The sequence below is a fragment of the Neorhizobium sp. PAMB6630 genome (genome assembly GCF_058242775.1).
The window spans coordinates 3800656-3817215 of the sequence record NZ_CM177836.1 but is presented as its reverse complement, the minus strand read 5'-3'; the positions used below and the strand labels follow the sequence as shown (position 1 = coordinate 3817215).

Sequence of the window (16560 nt, the reverse complement as noted above, 5' to 3'; positions counted from 1 at the left end):
TTTGCAGCCCTACGCTTGCGACGGCTGGGTTGTCGACCGCTCTTGTTGAGCCGAAAAAATGGTGTGCAGGTTGGGAATGATGATGAATTCACCACCGCGTCGCACCAGGCAATCAATGAAATCCGGGCGCCAGCGCATGCCCACGCTCGGCGGCGGCTCGGCGGCCGTTTTTGTGAGCGTGGTCACCTCGTTCACCTTGTCGGTGCGCAGCCCCGTCAGCGTTGGCTCGTCGTCGATGTCAAGCTCGATCACGATGATGCGGCTGTCGATCGTCGGTTTGGTTGCTTCCATGCCGAAGGCCAGCCGGATATCGGCGAGCGGAATGACCTTGCCGCGAAAGTTGATGACGCTGCCGACGAAGGGTTTTGCACCGGGAACCGTGGTTTCCGGCAGGAGATCGAGGATTTCCTGAACCCTGACGGCCTCCAGCGCAAACATTTCGCCGGCGATGTCGAAGGTCAGCACCTCGACTTCCGCGCGGCCGTTCCACAGATCGTCGGGCATTTTTCTCTGGGCTTGGGTCATCCTGCAGCGCGCAACTGCGCCTCCTGTTGCTGTCCTTCGGTGACCAGATGGCCGACGTCGAGAATGAGAGCGACACCGCCGTCGCCGAGGATCGTGGCACCCGAGAAGGTGTCTACGTCGTGATGCAGCTTCGACATGCCCTTGATGACGGTCTGGTGGTCGCCGATGATCTGGTCGACGACGAGGCCCACCCGTTCGGAGCCGGTGGAGATGACCACGACTTTCTGGAAGGGATCGGGCTTTGTGCCGGTGCGGAAGAGATCACGCAGGCGGATGAACGGCACCAGGCTGTCGCGCAGCGAAATGAAGGAGCGGCCACGCGAGCGCATGTCCTCGTCGAGGGACAGCTCCAGGCATTCCTCAACGGCCGAGAGCGGAATGACGTAGCGGCCATTGCCGACCCGCACCAGAAGACCATCGATGATGGCAAGGGTCAGCGGGATGGCGAGCGAGATATTGGAGCCTTCGCCGTTCTGGCTCGCGACATTGATCGTGCCGCGCAGCGCATCGATCGTGCGCTTGACCACGTCCATGCCAACGCCGCGGCCAGACAGGTTCGTGACCTGCTGGGCGGTGGAAAAGCCCGGCTGAAAGATCAGTTGCAACAGGTCCTGGTCGCTGAGGTTGGCGCTCGGGGCAATCAGACCGGAGGCTTCCGCCTTGGCGCGCACGCGCTCGCGGTTGATGCCGCGGCCATCGTCGCGAATGGTGATGATGACTTCGCCGGCCTGCTGGCGGGCGGTGAGATAAATGCGACCGGCGGCGGGTTTTCCGGCGGCGATGCGTTCTTCCGGTGTTTCAAGGCCGTGGTCACAGGAATTGCGCACCAGATGCACCAGCGGATCGGCCAGCCGCTCGACCACGCTCTTGTCCACCTCGGTGCTTTCGCCCTCGGTGATCAGCTCGATCTTCTTGCCGGTTTCGATGGCCAGATCATGCACGAGGCGGCGGAAGCGGCTGAAGAGATGCGCAACAGGCACCATGCGCAGCACCATCATCGTGTCGCGCAGCTCGCCCGACAGGCGCTCCACGTCTTCCGAGACGGCGCGCAGCTGCAGGTCTGCGCTGGAATTGGCAAGCTGGCTGAGGCGCGACTGGGCAATCACCAGTTCGCCGACGCGGTCCATCAGCTCGTCCAGGCGTTCGGCGGGAACACGGACGTTTTCGGCCGATTTTGCCTGCTTCGCCTCGTTCTGGCGCGGCTCGGCCGGCGGTGTTGGCTGTGCGGGGGCCGGGACAGGAGCCGGCGCTGCGGCAACGGGTGCGGCAGATGGCGTGGGGGCTGCAACTGCTGCTGCCACTGCAGGCGCTGCGGCCGTCCCATCGAGGGCCTCGATCTCGAGCTGCATTTCGTCCATCACGAAGATGAACACGTCCTCGATGTCTGAGCGCGGTTTGTCCGTCACCAGTTCCAGGTCCCAGCGCACATGCAGGTCGGTGGCCACCAGCATGTCGAGCGAGGGGATGTCGGATTTGTCGGCGCGGATGCGGCAGGTGCCGAGTTCGGCAAGCTCGTCGAGAAGGCCGAGCGGATTGGTGCCATTGGCCATGGCATTGGCCGGCAGGCTGAAGCGGATGCGGTAGCCGGTTGCCTTTGCGGGCGCTACCGTTTCCGGCGCTTGCGAGGGATCGGCTGCGGCGGCAACGGCGGCGCGAAGGCCGGCCAGCAGCACTTCGCTTGCCGCTTCATAATCGCCATTCGGCGTTTCGACCAGCGCGCGCATGTGGTCGGTTGCGCCGAGAACGGCGGTCACCAGATCATGGGTTGCCGGCACGATGCCCTTGCGCACCTGATCGAAGGCGGTCTCGCAGTGATGGGTAAACGCGGCAAGGGCCTCGAAGCCGAACATGGCCCCGGACCCCTTCAACGTGTGCAGGCCGCGAAACACCGCGTCCACCTGTTCCTTGTCGGCCAGGTCATGATTCAGATCCAGTAGACCGGTCTCGATCTGCTCGAGCAGCTCGGCCGCCTCGGTTCTGAAAACGGCTATTGGATCTGGAAAACTCATCGGCCAAGGACCTTTCTGACAATCTTCACCAGGCTTTCCGGATCGAAAGGCTTGGTCAGCCAGCCGGTCGCGCCGGCGGCCTTGGCCTGCTGCTTGATCGCGGCATCGGATTCGGTGGTGAGGAAAATGACGGGAACGCCCATATGGGCAGGCAGTTTGCGCAGTTCGCGGATCATCGTCAGCCCGTCCATGCCGGGCATGTTGAGGTCGGTGACGATCAGATCGTATTGTCCGCCCTTGAGCTTGGCGATACCGTCATTGCCGTCCACGGCCTCGGTCACCTTGTAACCGGCGTTGGACAGGGCAACGCGCGTGGTGAGACGGATACTGGCGGAATCATCCACGGTCAGGATGCTGGCAGTCATTGAATTTCCCCTTGATGTAACCAAAATCCGGCATCGCCCGCGGACATGTCCTCGGCAAAACCCGCTCGCTTCAAAAGGTCGAGGAGCCGTCCTTCGACAGGTCTTTCCAGGTCCAGCCGCTTGCCGGCGGTCCCGGCATAGATTCGCGCCGATTCCATCAGCTGCAGGAAGCTCAGGTCTGCCTGCACATCGGCCGGCAATTGGACGATGACGTTGTCTTGTTCTTGAATGGCTTGCAGTAAATCGTCCCGAACAGACGAAATGTTTCTGATCGTCAATGTGTCGGGAAAGGTGATCGTGAAGGAGGCAGCCGTGTCGGAAAGCATCAAGGCCTCCTCGTTTTCTAGTGATTGGTGCAATTTGCCCTCGAAAGCTCCTCCCGGGCGATTAATGAACCCCTAATTTGCCGGTACAAGTTATGATGTGGAAAGATTCATCATCGTTTCCCGCACGCGGGCTCGCCTGGAAAATTAACCAATCGATTCGAAACTAAACGTCGATTTTGTGCCTGTTAACGCCGAGGCATCAAAACAGGAAACGCGCCGCAAGCAGACCTTTCATCGGCTTTCCGGCGCGTGCGTGAAGCGGGTTCCTGTCAGGCCGTTCAGCGGAATTCTTCGATGGTGAAAGAAGGGTGTAGTGGCATTGTCAGCAGCGGCGAAACAGGTCTCGGTCTTCAGGGGCAACAGCGCCCGGCATACCGTCGATCGGATGGAGGAAGCGCGCTCGCGCATCGAGCAGCGGTTCCTGGATGGCGGCGGCGTGCTGCTTTCGGTTCTCGATATCCTCAACAAGATGATCGGCTCCCTCGATAATCTCACCGGCTCCCTGGACGAGGGCACGGCGAAGGCAACGATGGAGGAACTCAACACCACGGTCACGGCGCTGTCACGGCTGACGGCGGCGGAAGGCGACCGCCAGGTTCGCTTCCGCGAAATCTCCTCCACCGAACGGGTTTTACGCCCCCACGTGACCAGCATGCAGGAAACGTTGCGCTACCTGCGCACGTTTGCCGTCACCGCCAAGATCACCGGCGCCGGCATCGATGATTTCGCCGGATTTGCCGAGGAAATCCTTCAGCGCATCCAGGAAGGCGCCCAGCAGGTCAACAGTTTTTCCGACAAGCTGCGCGATCTCGGTGCCGGGCTTGCGCCCGTCATCGTCAAGGGCGATGCCATTCTGCTGCGTTATGGCCAGACGGTGCCGAAGATCGTCGCCAGCCTCTCGGTCGGCGTCGACCAGATCCGCGACCAGCGTCGCCATCTGGCCGAACGGGCCGACAAGGTGCGTGCCATTGCGCGCGGCATCCAGAACAAGCTTGCCTCGACGCTGTCAGCCATGCAGATCGGCGACATCACCCGCCAGCGTGTCGAGCACTGCCAGTCGAGCTTCGAGATCCTCGAAGACTATCTGGCATCGCCCGAATCGGCAGGCCTCAGCGAAGAGCAACGCGCGCGCCTGTCTGCCATCATTCGCCGCCTCGTTTCGTTGCAGCTTGACCAGACGCGCGGCGATTTCGACCGCGACACCAAGAAGATCGTCGAAACGATCGCCAGCTTCCGCCAGGATCTCGTGGAGATTACCCAGATCCAGCAGTCGATGATGGGCGAGGGCGAGGGACAATCGACCAATGCGCTGCGCGAACTGGAACAGGGCGTTTCGGAAGCCCGCGCGGCGGTAACGGAAATCGACACGGTAGCGCATGCCGCCGCCAATCTCAGCCGCACCACGGTTGGCACCGTGCGCGATCTCCTGGATGGCATCAGCCTTGTGCAGGTGGTGCGCGGCGATATTCACTACATGGCGCTCAACACCAACCTGCGCTGCGGCAAGATCGGTGAAGCGGGCAAGGCGATCAATGTCGTGACGGCCGAACTGCGCGTCTTTGCCGGCCATCTGGACGAGGCGGCGGAAAAGATCCTGGCCGAACTGCATGGGCTTGAAAATGCCGCGCAGAAGCTGCTCAGCGATCCGCAGGCGCTCTCGGATGAGGAACATCTCGATACGCGGCTGGAACGGGCGCTTGCCCGTATCCGCGCCGTCGGCGACGGCATGGATGCGGATCTGAAGGTCATGGCCGAGGACGGTCGCGCCGGTGTCGATGCCATGAATGCCTCGCTGGCACGCCTGGATTTCCACGCCGAACTCGGCGCCATCCTGCGCGCCTGCGCTGAAGATATTGCCTTTGACCCGCAGCAGGATCTGTCCGCGTCAGGTCTTGAAGAGGCGCTTGCCACGATCGGGCCGCGGATCGCCAAGACCTATACGATGGCAACCGAGCGGGAACTGCACGCCCAGATACTCGGCACCGAACTTCCGCAGGAAGCGCCGCTCACGGTGCTCTCCGACGACGATCTGGATGACGCGCTGTTCTAGCGCCTTCAACCCGGCCCATCGGCCCAAAACCGTCTTGTCGACGGTTGGGCCGATGCAAACGGAGTATCAGTCGTCGACGTGGTCGTGGCCGCCATTGCGGCCCGGACGCCAGTAACCTTCCGAGGCAATCTGTTCGCGGGAAAGCCCGCGCTCGATCAGGTGGTGGCGCTGGGCGCGTACATTGCTCGTTTCACCGATGATCAGCGCCTGGCCGCGACCATCCGGCAGGGCAAAGGCACTGAGGCGGTCCAGCATGACGCTGCTCGGGCCGGCTGGAATGTCTCCGCGATAGATCCACTCGACAACGGCCTGGCTCGACGTTTCGACCGGCTGATGCCAGGTTTCATCCTGAACCTCGATGAAGGCGAAGGCGCGGGCATCGGAGGGCATGGTTTCCAGAATGTGCAGGATGCCCGGAATGCAGGTTTCATCGCCGGTCAGAAGATGCCAGTCGGCCGCCTCGTTGAACACGATGCGTCCGCGCGGGCCCTTCACCTCGACCGTATCGCCGGCTTTCGCGGCGCGTGCAAAACGCGGGCCGACGGTATCGCCATGCATGACGAAATCCACCGCGATCGTGCCCGTTGCCCGGTCAAGCGCCCGAATGGTGTAATGACGACGGCCCATTTCGCCATTGTCCAGCGGCAGGAAAAACACGATGTCCTGTCCCGGCTTGTAGGCGAATTCCTCGATCCGATCCGGGGCCAGAAGCACGCGGCGCATTTTGGGCGACAGATCGAAGGCATCCATGACGGTCAGTGTCCAGGAGGGCAGGTTCGGACGCTGGCGGGGCGGTTCGGTGGTCGTGGAAACAGGTTGGTCCATGAAGTAAATCCTTTTCGGTGTCGCCGCACCATTGCTGCTGCGGCTTTGGCTCAACCGATAGCGCGTTATACCTTCAAATTAAAGTCATGTTTTATCGTGCCGGATGCTTCTGCATCGCCGTCACGCTTGATCGGTAAAGGGCAGGGCAATGCCATAACGCACGGTAAACCCGCGAAAAGCCTCCTGCGTTGCCGGATCCAGCGGAATGCCTTCGCGCTCGCGCGCCTCAGCCACGCTCCATTCGCGGTCGCCGGGCGCCATCACATGCGTATCAGCGCCGGCATCGCTCATGCTATCAGCACGGGCGGGCGATTGGCGCAGGCTTTCGAGATAATGTTTCATGCCGGCGTCAAAGGTTTTTTCGTCGAGAAAGGCAGAAGGTTTCAGCGCCAGCACGAAGGCGCCAAGCCCGCGCGGTGTCGACAGATCCGGCCCGCCCATCGGCAGGATATCGAAGCTCAGCTTCATGCCGGAGAGAACGGCACTCAGGATCTCCACGAGACCGGCAAGGGCTGCTCCCTTGAAGCCGAAGGCGCCGCCGAGAGGGGCCAGCATCTCGGCCTTTTGCGGCTCGTTCGTATCATGGCCCTGCGCATCCGAGGCAACGCCTGCCGGAAGCGACACGCCAAGGCTTTCGTAAAGTTTGACGCGGTTATAGGGGATGGCACTGGTTGCCATGTCGAGAAGCCAGGGCCTTGTTCCGGCGACCGGCACGCCAAATGCGATCGGATTGGTGCCGTGAAAGCGCATGGCGCCGTCGTGCAGCCGCACAAAACTGTCGGAGTTGCAGACAGCAAGCCCGATAAAACCGCGGTTGGCTGCCTCAAGCGCATAGGCGCCCGCCGCGCCGAAATGCGAGCTGTTGCGGATGGAGACGGCGCCGATGCCGAAACGGTCTGCAAGGGCTGTTGCCTTGTCCATCGCGTGATAGGTGGCGCGTGCGCCATGGGCGTTATCGGCGTCAAGCACGGCAACCGCGCCGCCCTCACCGGAAAAATGCATGTCAGGCCGGCCATTGACGCGGCCGTGTTCGATGACGGTGACGTAATGGGCGAGAAGCCGGATGCCGTGGCTGTCGACGCCAAGCCGCGAGGCATGCAGCATGGCGCGCGTCGCAGCCTCGGCCGTTGCCTCATCGGCACCTGCAGCCCTGAGGATGGCCCGGCTATAGTCGGCCATGGTGTCCAGCGGCGCCAGTTTCACGGCCGCATGATCGGTTTTTGTCATGTTGTCTCCTCCCATAAACAGGACAGGCCCCGAAGGGCCTGTCGTCGTCTTTCTTGCAGTGTGCGTCAGATGTGGCTGCTGCTCAACTCCGCATGGTCTTCGCGGGCCTGTTCCTTACGGTTGTGGCGGATGGACGACCAGAGCGAGAGGCCGATGAGGCCTGCGCCGCCAAGACCGGTAATGACTTCCGGAATATGGAACAGTGTCTGGACGTACATGATGACCGAGAGGATCAGGATGGCATAGAAAGCGCCGTGCTCCAGATAGCGGTATTCGGCAAGCGTTCCCTTCTCCACCAGCATGATGGTCATCGAACGCACATACATGGCGCCGATGCCAAGGCCGATGGCGATGATGAACAGGTTCTGCGTCAGCGCAAACGCGCCGATCACGCCGTCGAAGGAGAAGCTGGCGTCGAGCACTTCCAGATAGATGAAGGCGCCGAGACCACCCTTTGCCGCTTCGCTCATGGTTTTCTGCGAAGCATCCAGCACACCGCCCAGAACTTCCACGAGAAGGAAGGTCAAAAGGCCGTAGACCGCCGAATGCACGAAGGTCGAGGCATCGGCTTCCGGCAGAAGCTGCGAGAACAGCATGATCAGCAGAAGCACGAAGGCGATCTCGATGCCCTTGATGGAGGAAAAGCGCGCAACGCGGCTTTCCAGCACCTCGATCCAGTGCACGTCCTTCTCATGATTGAAGAAGAAGGTGAGGCCGACCATCATCAGGAAGGTGCCGCCGAAAGCTGCGATCGGCAGATGCGCATCGTTCATGATGCGGGCATATTCTTCCGGTTTGGCGGCTGCCAGAATGATGGCATCGATCGGGCCGATGCCTGCGGCGATGACAACGATCAGCAGCGGAAACACGATGCGCATGCCGAAGACGGCAATCAGGATGCCCCAGGTGAGGAATCGCTGCTGCCAGACCGGCGTCATGTCCTTCAGCTTGTTGGCGTTGACGATGGCATTGTCAAAGGACAGCGAGATTTCCAGAACGGCAAGGACCGCACAGATGAAAAACACGGTCAGCATGCCGCTGATCGTGCCGCTCGACTGCCAACCCAGCACGCCGCCGAGGATGAGGCCAATGATGGTGACGATGAAAGCCCAGCGGAAATAACCGAGGGTGGAGCTTTGGGGCTGGCTCATGCGCACACCTCCAGAAGGAGAGAACGCGGATCAGCAAAAAGCGGGTGCGCGCGGTGAGCGGCATCCGGAATTCGGATGTTGAGAGATTTCATGGGGTTCAATCCGCCGGCTTTTTTGCAGGCGGTACCGACATCGCGAGAGCGCCGTAAAACTCTCGCCAGAGGGGCCCGGCACCAGTGTTCCGTCCCCAGGCGCAACTGGCGTGGGGAGACATGCCTAAAAGTGGCCAATTCCGGGCAAACGTCAAGAGCCTAAAAACAATGCCGGCAGCCTGTCTGCGGGCCTGAAGCGCCTGCACTTGCCTTGAAGCCTTGCGCCTCGTCACCTTGACCTTTTGACATTGGCAGGGCATGGAGCACGCCTGCCCGCGCCATTCGACCGCGTTTCTGTTATGATGCGTGCCTTGAAACGGCCCGAAGGAAAGAAAAACAACAATGAGCAAACCCACATCTTCCGCCCCGTCGCAGCGGATGCTGCGTGTTGGCGAGCAGGTCCGCGCCGCCATTACCCAGGTTCTCCAGCGTGGCGAAGTGCGTGACGACATCATCGAAAAGACGGTGATCTCGATCTCGGAAGTGCGCATGTCCACGGACCTGAAGCTGGCGACAGCCTATGTGACGCCGCTTGGCGTTGCCGACCATGTCAAGATCATCGAGGCGCTGAACCGCCATGCCAAGTTCATCCGCGGTCGCATCGGTGGCCAGCTGCGCCAGATGAAATACATGCCGGAAGTGCGCTTCCGCGACGATACCAGTTTTGACAATTACAAGAAGATCGACGCCCTTTTGCGCTCGCCGGAAGTCAGCCGTGACCTCGGGCGCGAGGCCGGTGACGACGAACAAGAATAGAGATCCATGTCCAAACCTCGCAAACCCAAGGGCCGGGCGATTTCCGGCTGGCTGATCCTCGACAAGCCGGTGGATTTCGGCTCGACCGAAGCCGTCGGCAAGATCAAGTGGCTGTTCAACGCCCAGAAGGCGGGACACGCCGGCACGCTCGATCCGCTGGCCTCCGGCATGCTGCCGATTGCGCTTGGCGATGCGACGAAGACCGTGCCTTACGTCATGGACGGCCGCAAGATCTACGAATTCACCGTCACCTGGGGTGAAGAGCGGGCAACCGACGACCTGGAGGGCGATGTCACCCATTCCTCCGACATCAGGCCGTCCGAAGAACAGATCCGCGAAATCTTGCCCAATTATACCGGCACGATCAGCCAGATCCCGCCGCAGTTCTCGGCCATCAAGATTGCCGGCGAACGCGCCTATGATCTGGCGCGCGACGGCGAGGTGGTGGACATTCCCGCCCGCGAGGTGGAAATTTTTCGCCTGACGCTGCTGAAGGCTGAAACCGACCGCGCCTTCTTCGAGGTGGAATGTGGCAAGGGCACCTATGTGCGCTCGCTGGCCCGCGATTTCGGCCGCGACCTCGGCTGCTACGCCCATATTTCCGAGCTTCGCCGCTCTTATGTGGCCCCGTTTGCCGAAGAGACGATGGTGCCGCTGGCCGATCTCATTGCGCTCGAAGCCATCGAGGATCGCGACGAGCGGCTGGCAGCACTCGATGCCTTCCTCGTCGACACCAGCGAGGCCTTGTCGGCTCTCCCGCAGATCCGCATCACCGACGATCAGGCGCATCGTCTGCGCATGGGCAACCCGATCATTCTGCGCGGGCGCGATGCGCCGGTGGCGGAACCGGAAGCGGTGGCGCTTGCCGGCGGCAAGCTGATCGCCATTGGCGAGATCGGCGAAGGCGAGTTCCGGCCGAAGCGAGTCTTCGGCTGAGAAACCCTGAAAAACATGCCTCTTCCCAAGGCGGGCCGAATGGTTTATAGGCACCGCCAGCTAGAGATGCGCTAATTTTGCACTCTTGCCTTCATGGCCAAGGCTGGACGACATCCCGGCCTATGGCGACCCCTTCCATCCTCACATCGAAAGGATTCACGATGTCGATCACTGCAGAGCGCAAGGCCGCCCTCATCAAGGAATACGCAATCAAGGAAGGCGACACCGGTTCGCCGGAAGTTCAGGTCGCAATCCTGACCGAGCGTATCACCAACCTGACGGAACACTTCAAGGGTCACAAGAAGGACAACCACTCGCGTCGTGGCCTTCTGACCATGGTTTCGACCCGCCGTTCGCTTCTCGACTACGTCAAGAAGCAGGATGAGGCTCGTTACACGAAGCTGATCACCAGCCTCGGCATCCGCCGCTAACAGATTTCCGGCGGGCTATCGAAAGGTGGTCCGCCGGTTTCCGATCCGGGCCTGACGTGCCCGGCAAACACATGAACCGTTCGACACCGAACGGCACTGGTGGGCCGGATGGCCGGACCGCCGAACGTAACCGATGACCTGTCATGGGGCAGGATTGCCGGATGCTTTCGCTGACGTTCCCGAGTACGGGCGCCAGCGGGCAATGCCTTTGATGCCGTCACCGGCCGGGCATTTGCCAAGCGCGCTGCGGAACACACCGCATCGACCCTGAAAGCCTCCCGTTGTCTTGCCCGTGATCGTGTCGCATTGCGCTGGCCGCGCGGCCCTCCGGTTTCCCCCTTTTGGAGGCCGATGCCGCACCGCCGCGCTACGAAGGACATACCATGTTCAATACCCATACCGTCGAAATCGAGTGGGCAGGCCGCCCGCTGAAGCTTGAAACCGGCAAGATCGCCCGTCAGGCTGATGGCGCGGTTCTCGCCACCTACGGCGAAACCGTCGTTCTCGCCACCGTCGTGTCGGCCAAGTCGCCGAAGCCGGGCCAGGACTTCTTCCCGCTCACCGTCAACTACCAGGAAAAGACCTATGCCGCCGGCAAGATCCCGGGCGGCTATTTCAAGCGCGAAGGTCGTCCGTCGGAAAAGGAAACGCTGGTTTCCCGCCTGATCGACCGCCCGATCCGCCCGCTTTTCCCGGAAGGCTACAAGAACGACACCCAGGTCGTCGTCACCGTCATCCAGCATGACCTTGAAAACGATCCGGACGTGCTGTCGATGGTGGCCGCTTCGGCTGCGCTGACGCTGTCGGGCGTTCCCTTCATGGGCCCGGTCGGTGGTGCGCGCGTTGGTTACATCAACGGCGAATATGTTCTGAACCCGCATCTCGACGAGATGGACGAATCGGTTCTCGATCTCGTGGTTGCCGGCACCCAGGACGCCGTCTTGATGGTGGAATCGGAAGCCAAGGAACTGAACGAAGACGTCATGCTCGGCGCCGTCATGTTCGGTCATCGCGGCTTCCAGCCGGTGATCGATGCGATCATCAAGCTTGCTGAAGTGGCCGCCAAGGAGCCGCGCGAATTCGAACCGGAAGATCATTCCGCTCTCGAAGCCGAAATGCTGCAGCATTTCGAAGCCGAACTGCGCGCCGCCTACAAGAACACCCAGAAGGCTGAACGTTACGCTGCCGTCGACGCCGTCAAGGCGAAGGTGAAGGCACATTTCTTCCCCGAGGGCGCTGAGCCGAAGTACACCGCCGAAGTGATCGGCGCCGTCTTCAAGCACCTGCAGGCGAAGATCGTTCGTTGGAACATCCTCGACACCAAGAGCCGCATCGACGGTCGTGACCTCGAAACCGTTCGCAAGATCGTTTCGGAAGTCGGGATCCTGCCGCGCACCCACGGTTCGGCCCTCTTCACCCGCGGCGAAACGCAGGCGATCGTTGTCGCCACGCTCGGCACCGGCGAAGACGAACAGTATGTCGACAGCCTCACCGGCATGTACAAGGAACGCTTCCTTCTGCATTACAACTTCCCGCCCTACTCGGTTGGTGAAACCGGTCGCATGGGCTCCCCAGGCCGCCGCGAAATCGGCCATGGCAAGCTTGCCTGGCGCGCTATCCGTCCGATGCTGCCGTCGGCTGACCAGTTCCCCTACACGCTGCGCGTCGTCTCCGAGATCACCGAGTCGAACGGCTCGTCCTCGATGGCAACCGTCTGCGGCACCTCGCTTGCCCTGATGGATGCCGGCGTTCCCTTGGCAAAGCCGGTGGCCGGTATCGCCATGGGCCTCATCCTTGAAGGCGACCGCTTTGCGGTTCTCTCCGACATCCTCGGCGACGAAGATCACCTCGGCGACATGGACTTCAAGGTTGCCGGCACCGCTGACGGTATCACCTCGCTGCAGATGGACATCAAGATCGCCGGTATCACCGAAGAGATCATGAAGGTCGCGCTCGGCCAGGCTCAGGGTGGCCGCAAGCACATCCTCGGCGAAATGGCCAACGCCATCACCGAAGGCCGCAGCCAGCTCGGCGAATTTGCACCGCGCATCGAAGTGATGAACATCCCGGTCGACAAGATCCGTGAAGTCATCGGTTCGGGCGGCAAGGTCATCCGCGAAATCGTTGAAAAGACCGGCGCCAAGATCAACATCGAAGACGATGGCACGATCAAGATCGCATCGTCCTCCGGCAAGGAGATCGAAGCGGCCCGCAAGTGGATCCACTCGATCGTCGCAGAACCGGAAATCGGCGCCATCTACGAAGGCACGGTTGTGAAGACCGCCGATTTCGGCGCTTTCGTCAACTTCTTCGGCGCCCGCGATGGCCTCGTGCATATCTCGCAGCTTGCTTCCGATCGTGTTGCCAAGACGCAGGACGTGGTCAAGGAAGGCCAGAAGGTCTGGGTCAAGCTGATGGGCTTTGATGAGCGCGGCAAGGTTCGCCTGTCCATGAAGGTTGTCGACCAGACGACCGGCCAGGAAATCGCCGCCGACAAGAAGAAGGAAGGCGAAGCCGCCGAATAAGGCGCTCGCATCCGGATGACTTCTGGGGCGCGGAAAATATTTCCGCGCCCTTTTCCTATTCGGGCCTTCTGGCCCACTTCGGGCAGTCGCTGCACTCTCATCGGTGAGCGGCATCAGCCCCAACCTCAAAGATCGAGCGTTTGTCGGCCAGGCTCATGGCGCACGCTCCAAAGATCGGAAACTCTTCATGATCCGCGACGCCGTGAAAACGCTGTTCCATCCCTTCGCCACCGGCACCCTGCCGATGCCCGGCGAGGGCTCCCGCATCCTGTTTCTGGCCGCCGAAAGCGGTCCGCGCCTGCCGGAAGGTTTTGGCGCCACAATCACCAATGTCCAGCCGCTGCGGCCTCTCTACCGCCCGCTGTCGGTCGCTGGCGCGCATATCGTGCCGGAGCCGGAAGGTGAGGACTATGACGGCGCGCTCGTGCTCTGCGGCAAACATCGCGGCGAGAACGACAACAACATGGCCGAAGCGCTCGCCCGCGTGAAGCCGGGCGGCATGATCACCGTTGCCGGTTCCAAGGAAGACGGCATCCAGCCGCTGCGCAAGCAGTTGCTCAACCTCGGTTTTGCCATCGATTACATGCCGAAATATCACGGCGTCGTCGTCTGGTTCCAGCGCCCTGATGATGTCGATGCCGCACTTGCATCCTTTCGCCGTCCTGTCACGATCATCGACGCCCGCTTTGAAGCCGTGCCCGGCACGTTTTCGCATGAACATGCGGACGCGGGCTCGGAATTGCTGGCAAGCCGCCTGCCGCGCGATTTCGATGGCAATGCCGCCGATCTCGGCGCCGGCTGGGGTTATCTCTCGGTGATGCTGGCGGATGCCTCGCCGCGGGTGAACCGTATCGACCTGTTCGAAGCCGATCACCGGGCTCTGGAATGCGCCAAGAAGAATCTTGCCCGCAATTGCCCGGAGCTTTCAGCGCGCTTCTTCTGGCAGGACCTGACGGCCGAGCCGGTCAAGGAAAAATACGACCTCGTCATCATGAACCCGCCCTTCCACGAAGGCCATGCGGCCGATCCGGAAATCGGCCAATCCTTCATCAAGGCGGCAGCTTCGGCGCTTCGCATCGGCGGTCGCCTGCTGATGGTTGCCAATCGTGGCCTGCCCTATGAGCCGGTGCTGGCCACCGAGTTCAAGGAAAGCGGCGAAGTCTGCCGCAACGCCCGTTTCAAGGTTTTGCAGGCGAAGAAGTAACCGCTTCACGCGGACGCGAGACCCATAGAAAAAGGCCCCGGGATCGATGATCCCGGGGCCTTTTTCATGAACGATGTCGAAGCGATCATTCCGAATCGGCGTTGCGCAGCCGGTCGAGCGAGGGCAGCGACGTGATGTTGTAGCCGGCATCCACATAATGGATCTCGCCGGTGACGCCTCGCGACAGGTCCGACAGCAGATAAAGTGCTGAGCCGCCGATATCCTCGATGGTCGCCGTGCGGCGCAGCGGGGAATTTTTCTGGTTCCACGAATAGATCGCGCGCGCATCCGAAATGCCGGCGCCGGCCAGCGTGCGTACGGGACCGGCGGAGATCGCGTTGACGCGAATACCCTTCGGGCCGTAATCGGCTGCAAGATAACGCACGGAGGATTCCAGGGCCGCCTTTGCGATGCCCATGACGTTGTAGTTCGGGATCACCCGCATGGAGCCGCCATAGGTCAGCGTCAGCATGGAGCCGTCTTCGCCCATCAGCTCGGCGGCCCGCTTGGCAATCTCGGTGAACGAGAAGCAGGAGATCACCATGGTGCGGCTGAAATTTTCCCGCGTCGTGTCGGCGTAGAGGCCCTTCAGCTCGTTCTTGTCGGAAAAGCCGATAGCATGCACGACGAAGTCGAGTTTGCCCCAGCGTTCCTTTATGGCGTCAAACGTGGCATCCACGGAGGCAAGATCCTCCACGTCGCAGGGAAGCACGACATCGGAGCCGACTTCGGCAGCCAGCGGCTTGACCCGACGTCCCAGCGCATCGCCCTGATAGGTGAAGGCAAGCTCGGCACCCTGGGCGGCCAGCGCCTTCGAAATACCCCAGGCAATCGAATGATTGTTCGCGACCCCCATGATGAGGCCGCGCTTTCCCTGCATTAGTCCGCTCATGGTCTTATCCGTTATAACGCTGGAAGACGAGCGTGGCGTTGGTGCCGCCGAACCCGAAGGAATTGGAAAGGGCAATGTCGATCTTGGCGTCGTCGATGCGCGAGCGCACGACAGGCATGCCTTCGAATTCCGGATCGAGATCCGTGATATGGGCGCTTTCACCGATGAAACCGGCCTGCATCATCAGCAGGGAGTAGATCGATTCCTGCACGCCGGCTGCACCCAGCGAATGGCCGGTCAGCGACTTGGTGGACTGGATGTGCGGCATCGCATCGCCGAACACTTCACGGATGGCGCCCATTTCCTTGGCGTCGCCCACGGGCGTCGAGGTGCCGTGCGTGTTGATGTAGTCAACCTTGCCGTCAACCGTTGCCAGCGCCTGACGCATGCAGCGGATGGCGCCTTCGCCGGAGGGAGCCACCATGTCATAACCGTCGGAGGTGGCGCCGTAGCCGACCACTTCGGCATAGATCTTGGCGCCGCGGGCCTTGGCATGCTCCAGCTCTTCCAGAACAAGCACGCCGGCGCCACCGGCGATGACGAAACCGTCGCGGCTGACGTCATAGGCGCGCGAGGCGGTCGACGGCGTGTCGTTGTATTTCGAAGACATGGCACCCATGGCGTCGAACAGGTTCGACATGGTCCAGTCGAGATCCTCGTGGCCGCCGGCAAACATCATGTCCTGCTTGCCCCACTGGATCATTTCCACAGCATTGCCGATGCAATGGGCAGACGTCGAGCAGGCAGACGAGATGGAGTAGTTGACGCCGTGGATCTTGAACCAGGTGGCAAGCGTGGCAGACGCCGTCGAAGACATCGCCTTCGGCACGGCAAACGGGCCGATGCGCTTCGGGCTGCTGTTCTTGATGGTGATGTCGGCGGCTTCGATCAGCGTGCGGGTGGAGGGGCCACCGGAGCCCATGATGATGCCGACGCGCTCGTTCTGGGCGTAATCGGTTTCTTCAAGCCCCGAATCGGCAATCGCCTGCTTCATGGCCACATGGTTCCAGGCGCCGCCTTGGCTGAGGAACCGCATGGCGCGGCGATCGACCAGATCGGTCGGATCGAGCTGCGGCTTGCCCCAGACCTGGCACTTGAAGCCATGTTCGGCAAAATCGCTGGAGAAGGAGATGCCGGACTTCGCATCGCGCAGAGAAGCGGTGACCTCGGCGGCATCATTGCCGATGGAGGAAACGACACCCAAACCTGTGACAACTACCCGTCGCATGAGATTGACCTTTTCAGT

General features: G+C 61.5%; 15 protein-coding genes. 6 read left to right on the top strand and 9 right to left on the bottom strand.

All coding sequences use genetic code 11. The annotated features are described in order from the left end of the window. Positions 1-9: 9 nt before the first annotated feature. The 4 genes from AC4CWF_RS18265 to AC4CWF_RS18250 are packed head-to-tail and all read right to left on the bottom strand — an operon-like array spanning position 10 to position 3225. On the bottom strand, positions 10-525 hold the full coding sequence (locus tag AC4CWF_RS18265) for a chemotaxis protein CheW (RefSeq protein WP_491283042.1): 516 nt from the start codon (positions 523-525) through the stop codon (positions 10-12). Beyond that, positions 522-2534 (bottom strand): chemotaxis protein CheA, encoded by a 2013-nt coding sequence (locus tag AC4CWF_RS18260; RefSeq protein WP_491283041.1) that lies wholly within the window; start codon positions 2532-2534, stop codon positions 522-524. Before AC4CWF_RS18260 ends, AC4CWF_RS18265 begins: the two co-directional genes overlap by 4 nt. Next, complete coding sequence (locus AC4CWF_RS18255) at positions 2531-2899, bottom strand: response regulator (RefSeq protein WP_491283040.1); 369 nt, start codon at positions 2897-2899, stop codon at positions 2531-2533. Before AC4CWF_RS18255 ends, AC4CWF_RS18260 begins: the two co-directional genes overlap by 4 nt. Continuing rightward, positions 2896-3225, bottom strand: coding sequence for an STAS domain-containing protein (locus AC4CWF_RS18250; RefSeq protein WP_491283039.1), 330 nt, complete (start codon positions 3223-3225; stop codon positions 2896-2898). Before AC4CWF_RS18250 ends, AC4CWF_RS18255 begins: the two co-directional genes overlap by 4 nt. A 313-nt stretch (positions 3226-3538) precedes the next feature. Between AC4CWF_RS18250 and AC4CWF_RS18245 the strand changes: the two genes are divergently transcribed. Beyond that, complete coding sequence (locus tag AC4CWF_RS18245) at positions 3539-5275, top strand: chemotaxis protein (RefSeq protein WP_491283038.1); 1737 nt, start codon at positions 3539-3541, stop codon at positions 5273-5275. A gap of 66 nt (positions 5276-5341) precedes the next feature. Here the strand turns inward: AC4CWF_RS18245 and AC4CWF_RS18240 are convergent, their stop codons facing one another. The 3 genes from AC4CWF_RS18240 to AC4CWF_RS18230 form a co-directional block, all read right to left on the bottom strand. After that, complete coding sequence (locus AC4CWF_RS18240; RefSeq protein ID WP_491283037.1) at positions 5342-6100, bottom strand: siderophore-interacting protein; 759 nt, start codon at positions 6098-6100, stop codon at positions 5342-5344. A 120-nt stretch (positions 6101-6220) separates the two neighbouring features. Beyond that, positions 6221-7327: an Ldh family oxidoreductase gene (locus AC4CWF_RS18235; protein ID WP_491283036.1), complete on the bottom strand. Its 1107-nt coding sequence runs from the start codon at positions 7325-7327 to the stop codon at positions 6221-6223. A 65-nt stretch (positions 7328-7392) separates the two neighbouring features. Then, entirely contained in the window at positions 7393-8478 is a 1086-nt protein-coding gene (locus AC4CWF_RS18230; protein WP_491283035.1) for a DUF475 domain-containing protein, read from the bottom strand. Positions 8479-8912: 434 nt separating this feature from the next. Between AC4CWF_RS18230 and rbfA the strand changes: the two genes are divergently transcribed. From rbfA to AC4CWF_RS18205, 5 genes are all read left to right on the top strand, one after another. Then, positions 8913-9326 (top strand): 30S ribosome-binding factor RbfA, encoded by a 414-nt coding sequence (gene rbfA / locus AC4CWF_RS18225; protein WP_491283034.1) that lies wholly within the window; start codon positions 8913-8915, stop codon positions 9324-9326. 6 nt (positions 9327-9332) lie between these two features. Then, positions 9333-10262 carry a tRNA pseudouridine(55) synthase TruB gene (truB, locus tag AC4CWF_RS18220; protein ID WP_491283033.1) on the top strand — a complete coding sequence of 310 codons (930 nt, stop codon included), beginning with the start codon at positions 9333-9335 and terminating at the stop codon, positions 10260-10262. A 161-nt stretch (positions 10263-10423) separates the two neighbouring features. Then, positions 10424-10693 (top strand): 30S ribosomal protein S15, encoded by a 270-nt coding sequence (gene rpsO, locus AC4CWF_RS18215; RefSeq protein WP_102020548.1) that lies wholly within the window; start codon positions 10424-10426, stop codon positions 10691-10693. Between the two features lie 383 nt (positions 10694-11076). Continuing rightward, positions 11077-13218 (top strand): polyribonucleotide nucleotidyltransferase, encoded by a 2142-nt coding sequence (pnp, locus tag AC4CWF_RS18210; RefSeq protein ID WP_491283032.1) that lies wholly within the window; start codon positions 11077-11079, stop codon positions 13216-13218. Between the two features lie 187 nt (positions 13219-13405). Beyond that, positions 13406-14422, top strand: coding sequence for a class I SAM-dependent methyltransferase (locus AC4CWF_RS18205; RefSeq protein ID WP_491283031.1), 1017 nt, complete (start codon positions 13406-13408; stop codon positions 14420-14422). Between the two features lie 85 nt (positions 14423-14507). On the opposite strand, the gene fabI is transcribed toward AC4CWF_RS18205, so the two are convergent. Together fabI and fabB are read right to left on the bottom strand one after the other, a co-directional pair. Beyond that, a complete protein-coding gene (fabI, locus tag AC4CWF_RS18200; protein WP_491283030.1) occupies positions 14508-15314 on the bottom strand; it encodes an enoyl-ACP reductase FabI in 807 nt (268 codons plus the stop codon). A 4-nt stretch (positions 15315-15318) separates the two neighbouring features. Continuing rightward, complete coding sequence (gene fabB, locus AC4CWF_RS18195; protein ID WP_491283029.1) at positions 15319-16542, bottom strand: beta-ketoacyl-ACP synthase I; 1224 nt, start codon at positions 16540-16542, stop codon at positions 15319-15321. Between the last annotated feature and the right edge of the window lie 18 nt (positions 16543-16560).

Bases quoted from the DNA above. Each gene is read 5' to 3' on its own strand.
- AC4CWF_RS18265 (WP_491283042.1), bottom strand. From the start codon at position 525: ATGACCCAAGCCCAGAGAAAAATGCCCGACGATCTGTGGAACGGCCGC.
- AC4CWF_RS18260 (WP_491283041.1), bottom strand. From the start codon at position 2,534: ATGAGTTTTCCAGATCCAATAGCCGTTTTCAGAACCGAGGCGGCCGAG.
- AC4CWF_RS18255 (WP_491283040.1), bottom strand. From the start codon at position 2,899: ATGACTGCCAGCATCCTGACCGTGGATGATTCCGCCAGTATCCGTCTC.
- AC4CWF_RS18250 (WP_491283039.1), bottom strand. From the start codon at position 3,225: ATGCTTTCCGACACGGCTGCCTCCTTCACGATCACCTTTCCCGACACA.
- AC4CWF_RS18240 (WP_491283037.1), bottom strand. From the start codon at position 6,100: ATGGACCAACCTGTTTCCACGACCACCGAACCGCCCCGCCAGCGTCCG.
- AC4CWF_RS18235 (WP_491283036.1), bottom strand. From the start codon at position 7,327: ATGACAAAAACCGATCATGCGGCCGTGAAACTGGCGCCGCTGGACACC.
- AC4CWF_RS18230 (WP_491283035.1), bottom strand. From the start codon at position 8,478: ATGAGCCAGCCCCAAAGCTCCACCCTCGGTTATTTCCGCTGGGCTTTC.
- rbfA (WP_491283034.1), top strand. From the start codon at position 8,913: ATGAGCAAACCCACATCTTCCGCCCCGTCGCAGCGGATGCTGCGTGTT.
- truB (WP_491283033.1), top strand. From the start codon at position 9,333: ATGTCCAAACCTCGCAAACCCAAGGGCCGGGCGATTTCCGGCTGGCTG.
- rpsO (WP_102020548.1), top strand. From the start codon at position 10,424: ATGTCGATCACTGCAGAGCGCAAGGCCGCCCTCATCAAGGAATACGCA.
- pnp (WP_491283032.1), top strand. From the start codon at position 11,077: ATGTTCAATACCCATACCGTCGAAATCGAGTGGGCAGGCCGCCCGCTG.
- AC4CWF_RS18205 (WP_491283031.1), top strand. From the start codon at position 13,406: ATGATCCGCGACGCCGTGAAAACGCTGTTCCATCCCTTCGCCACCGGC.
- fabI (WP_491283030.1), bottom strand. From the start codon at position 15,314: ATGAGCGGACTAATGCAGGGAAAGCGCGGCCTCATCATGGGGGTCGCG.
- fabB (WP_491283029.1), bottom strand. From the start codon at position 16,542: ATGCGACGGGTAGTTGTCACAGGTTTGGGTGTCGTTTCCTCCATCGGC.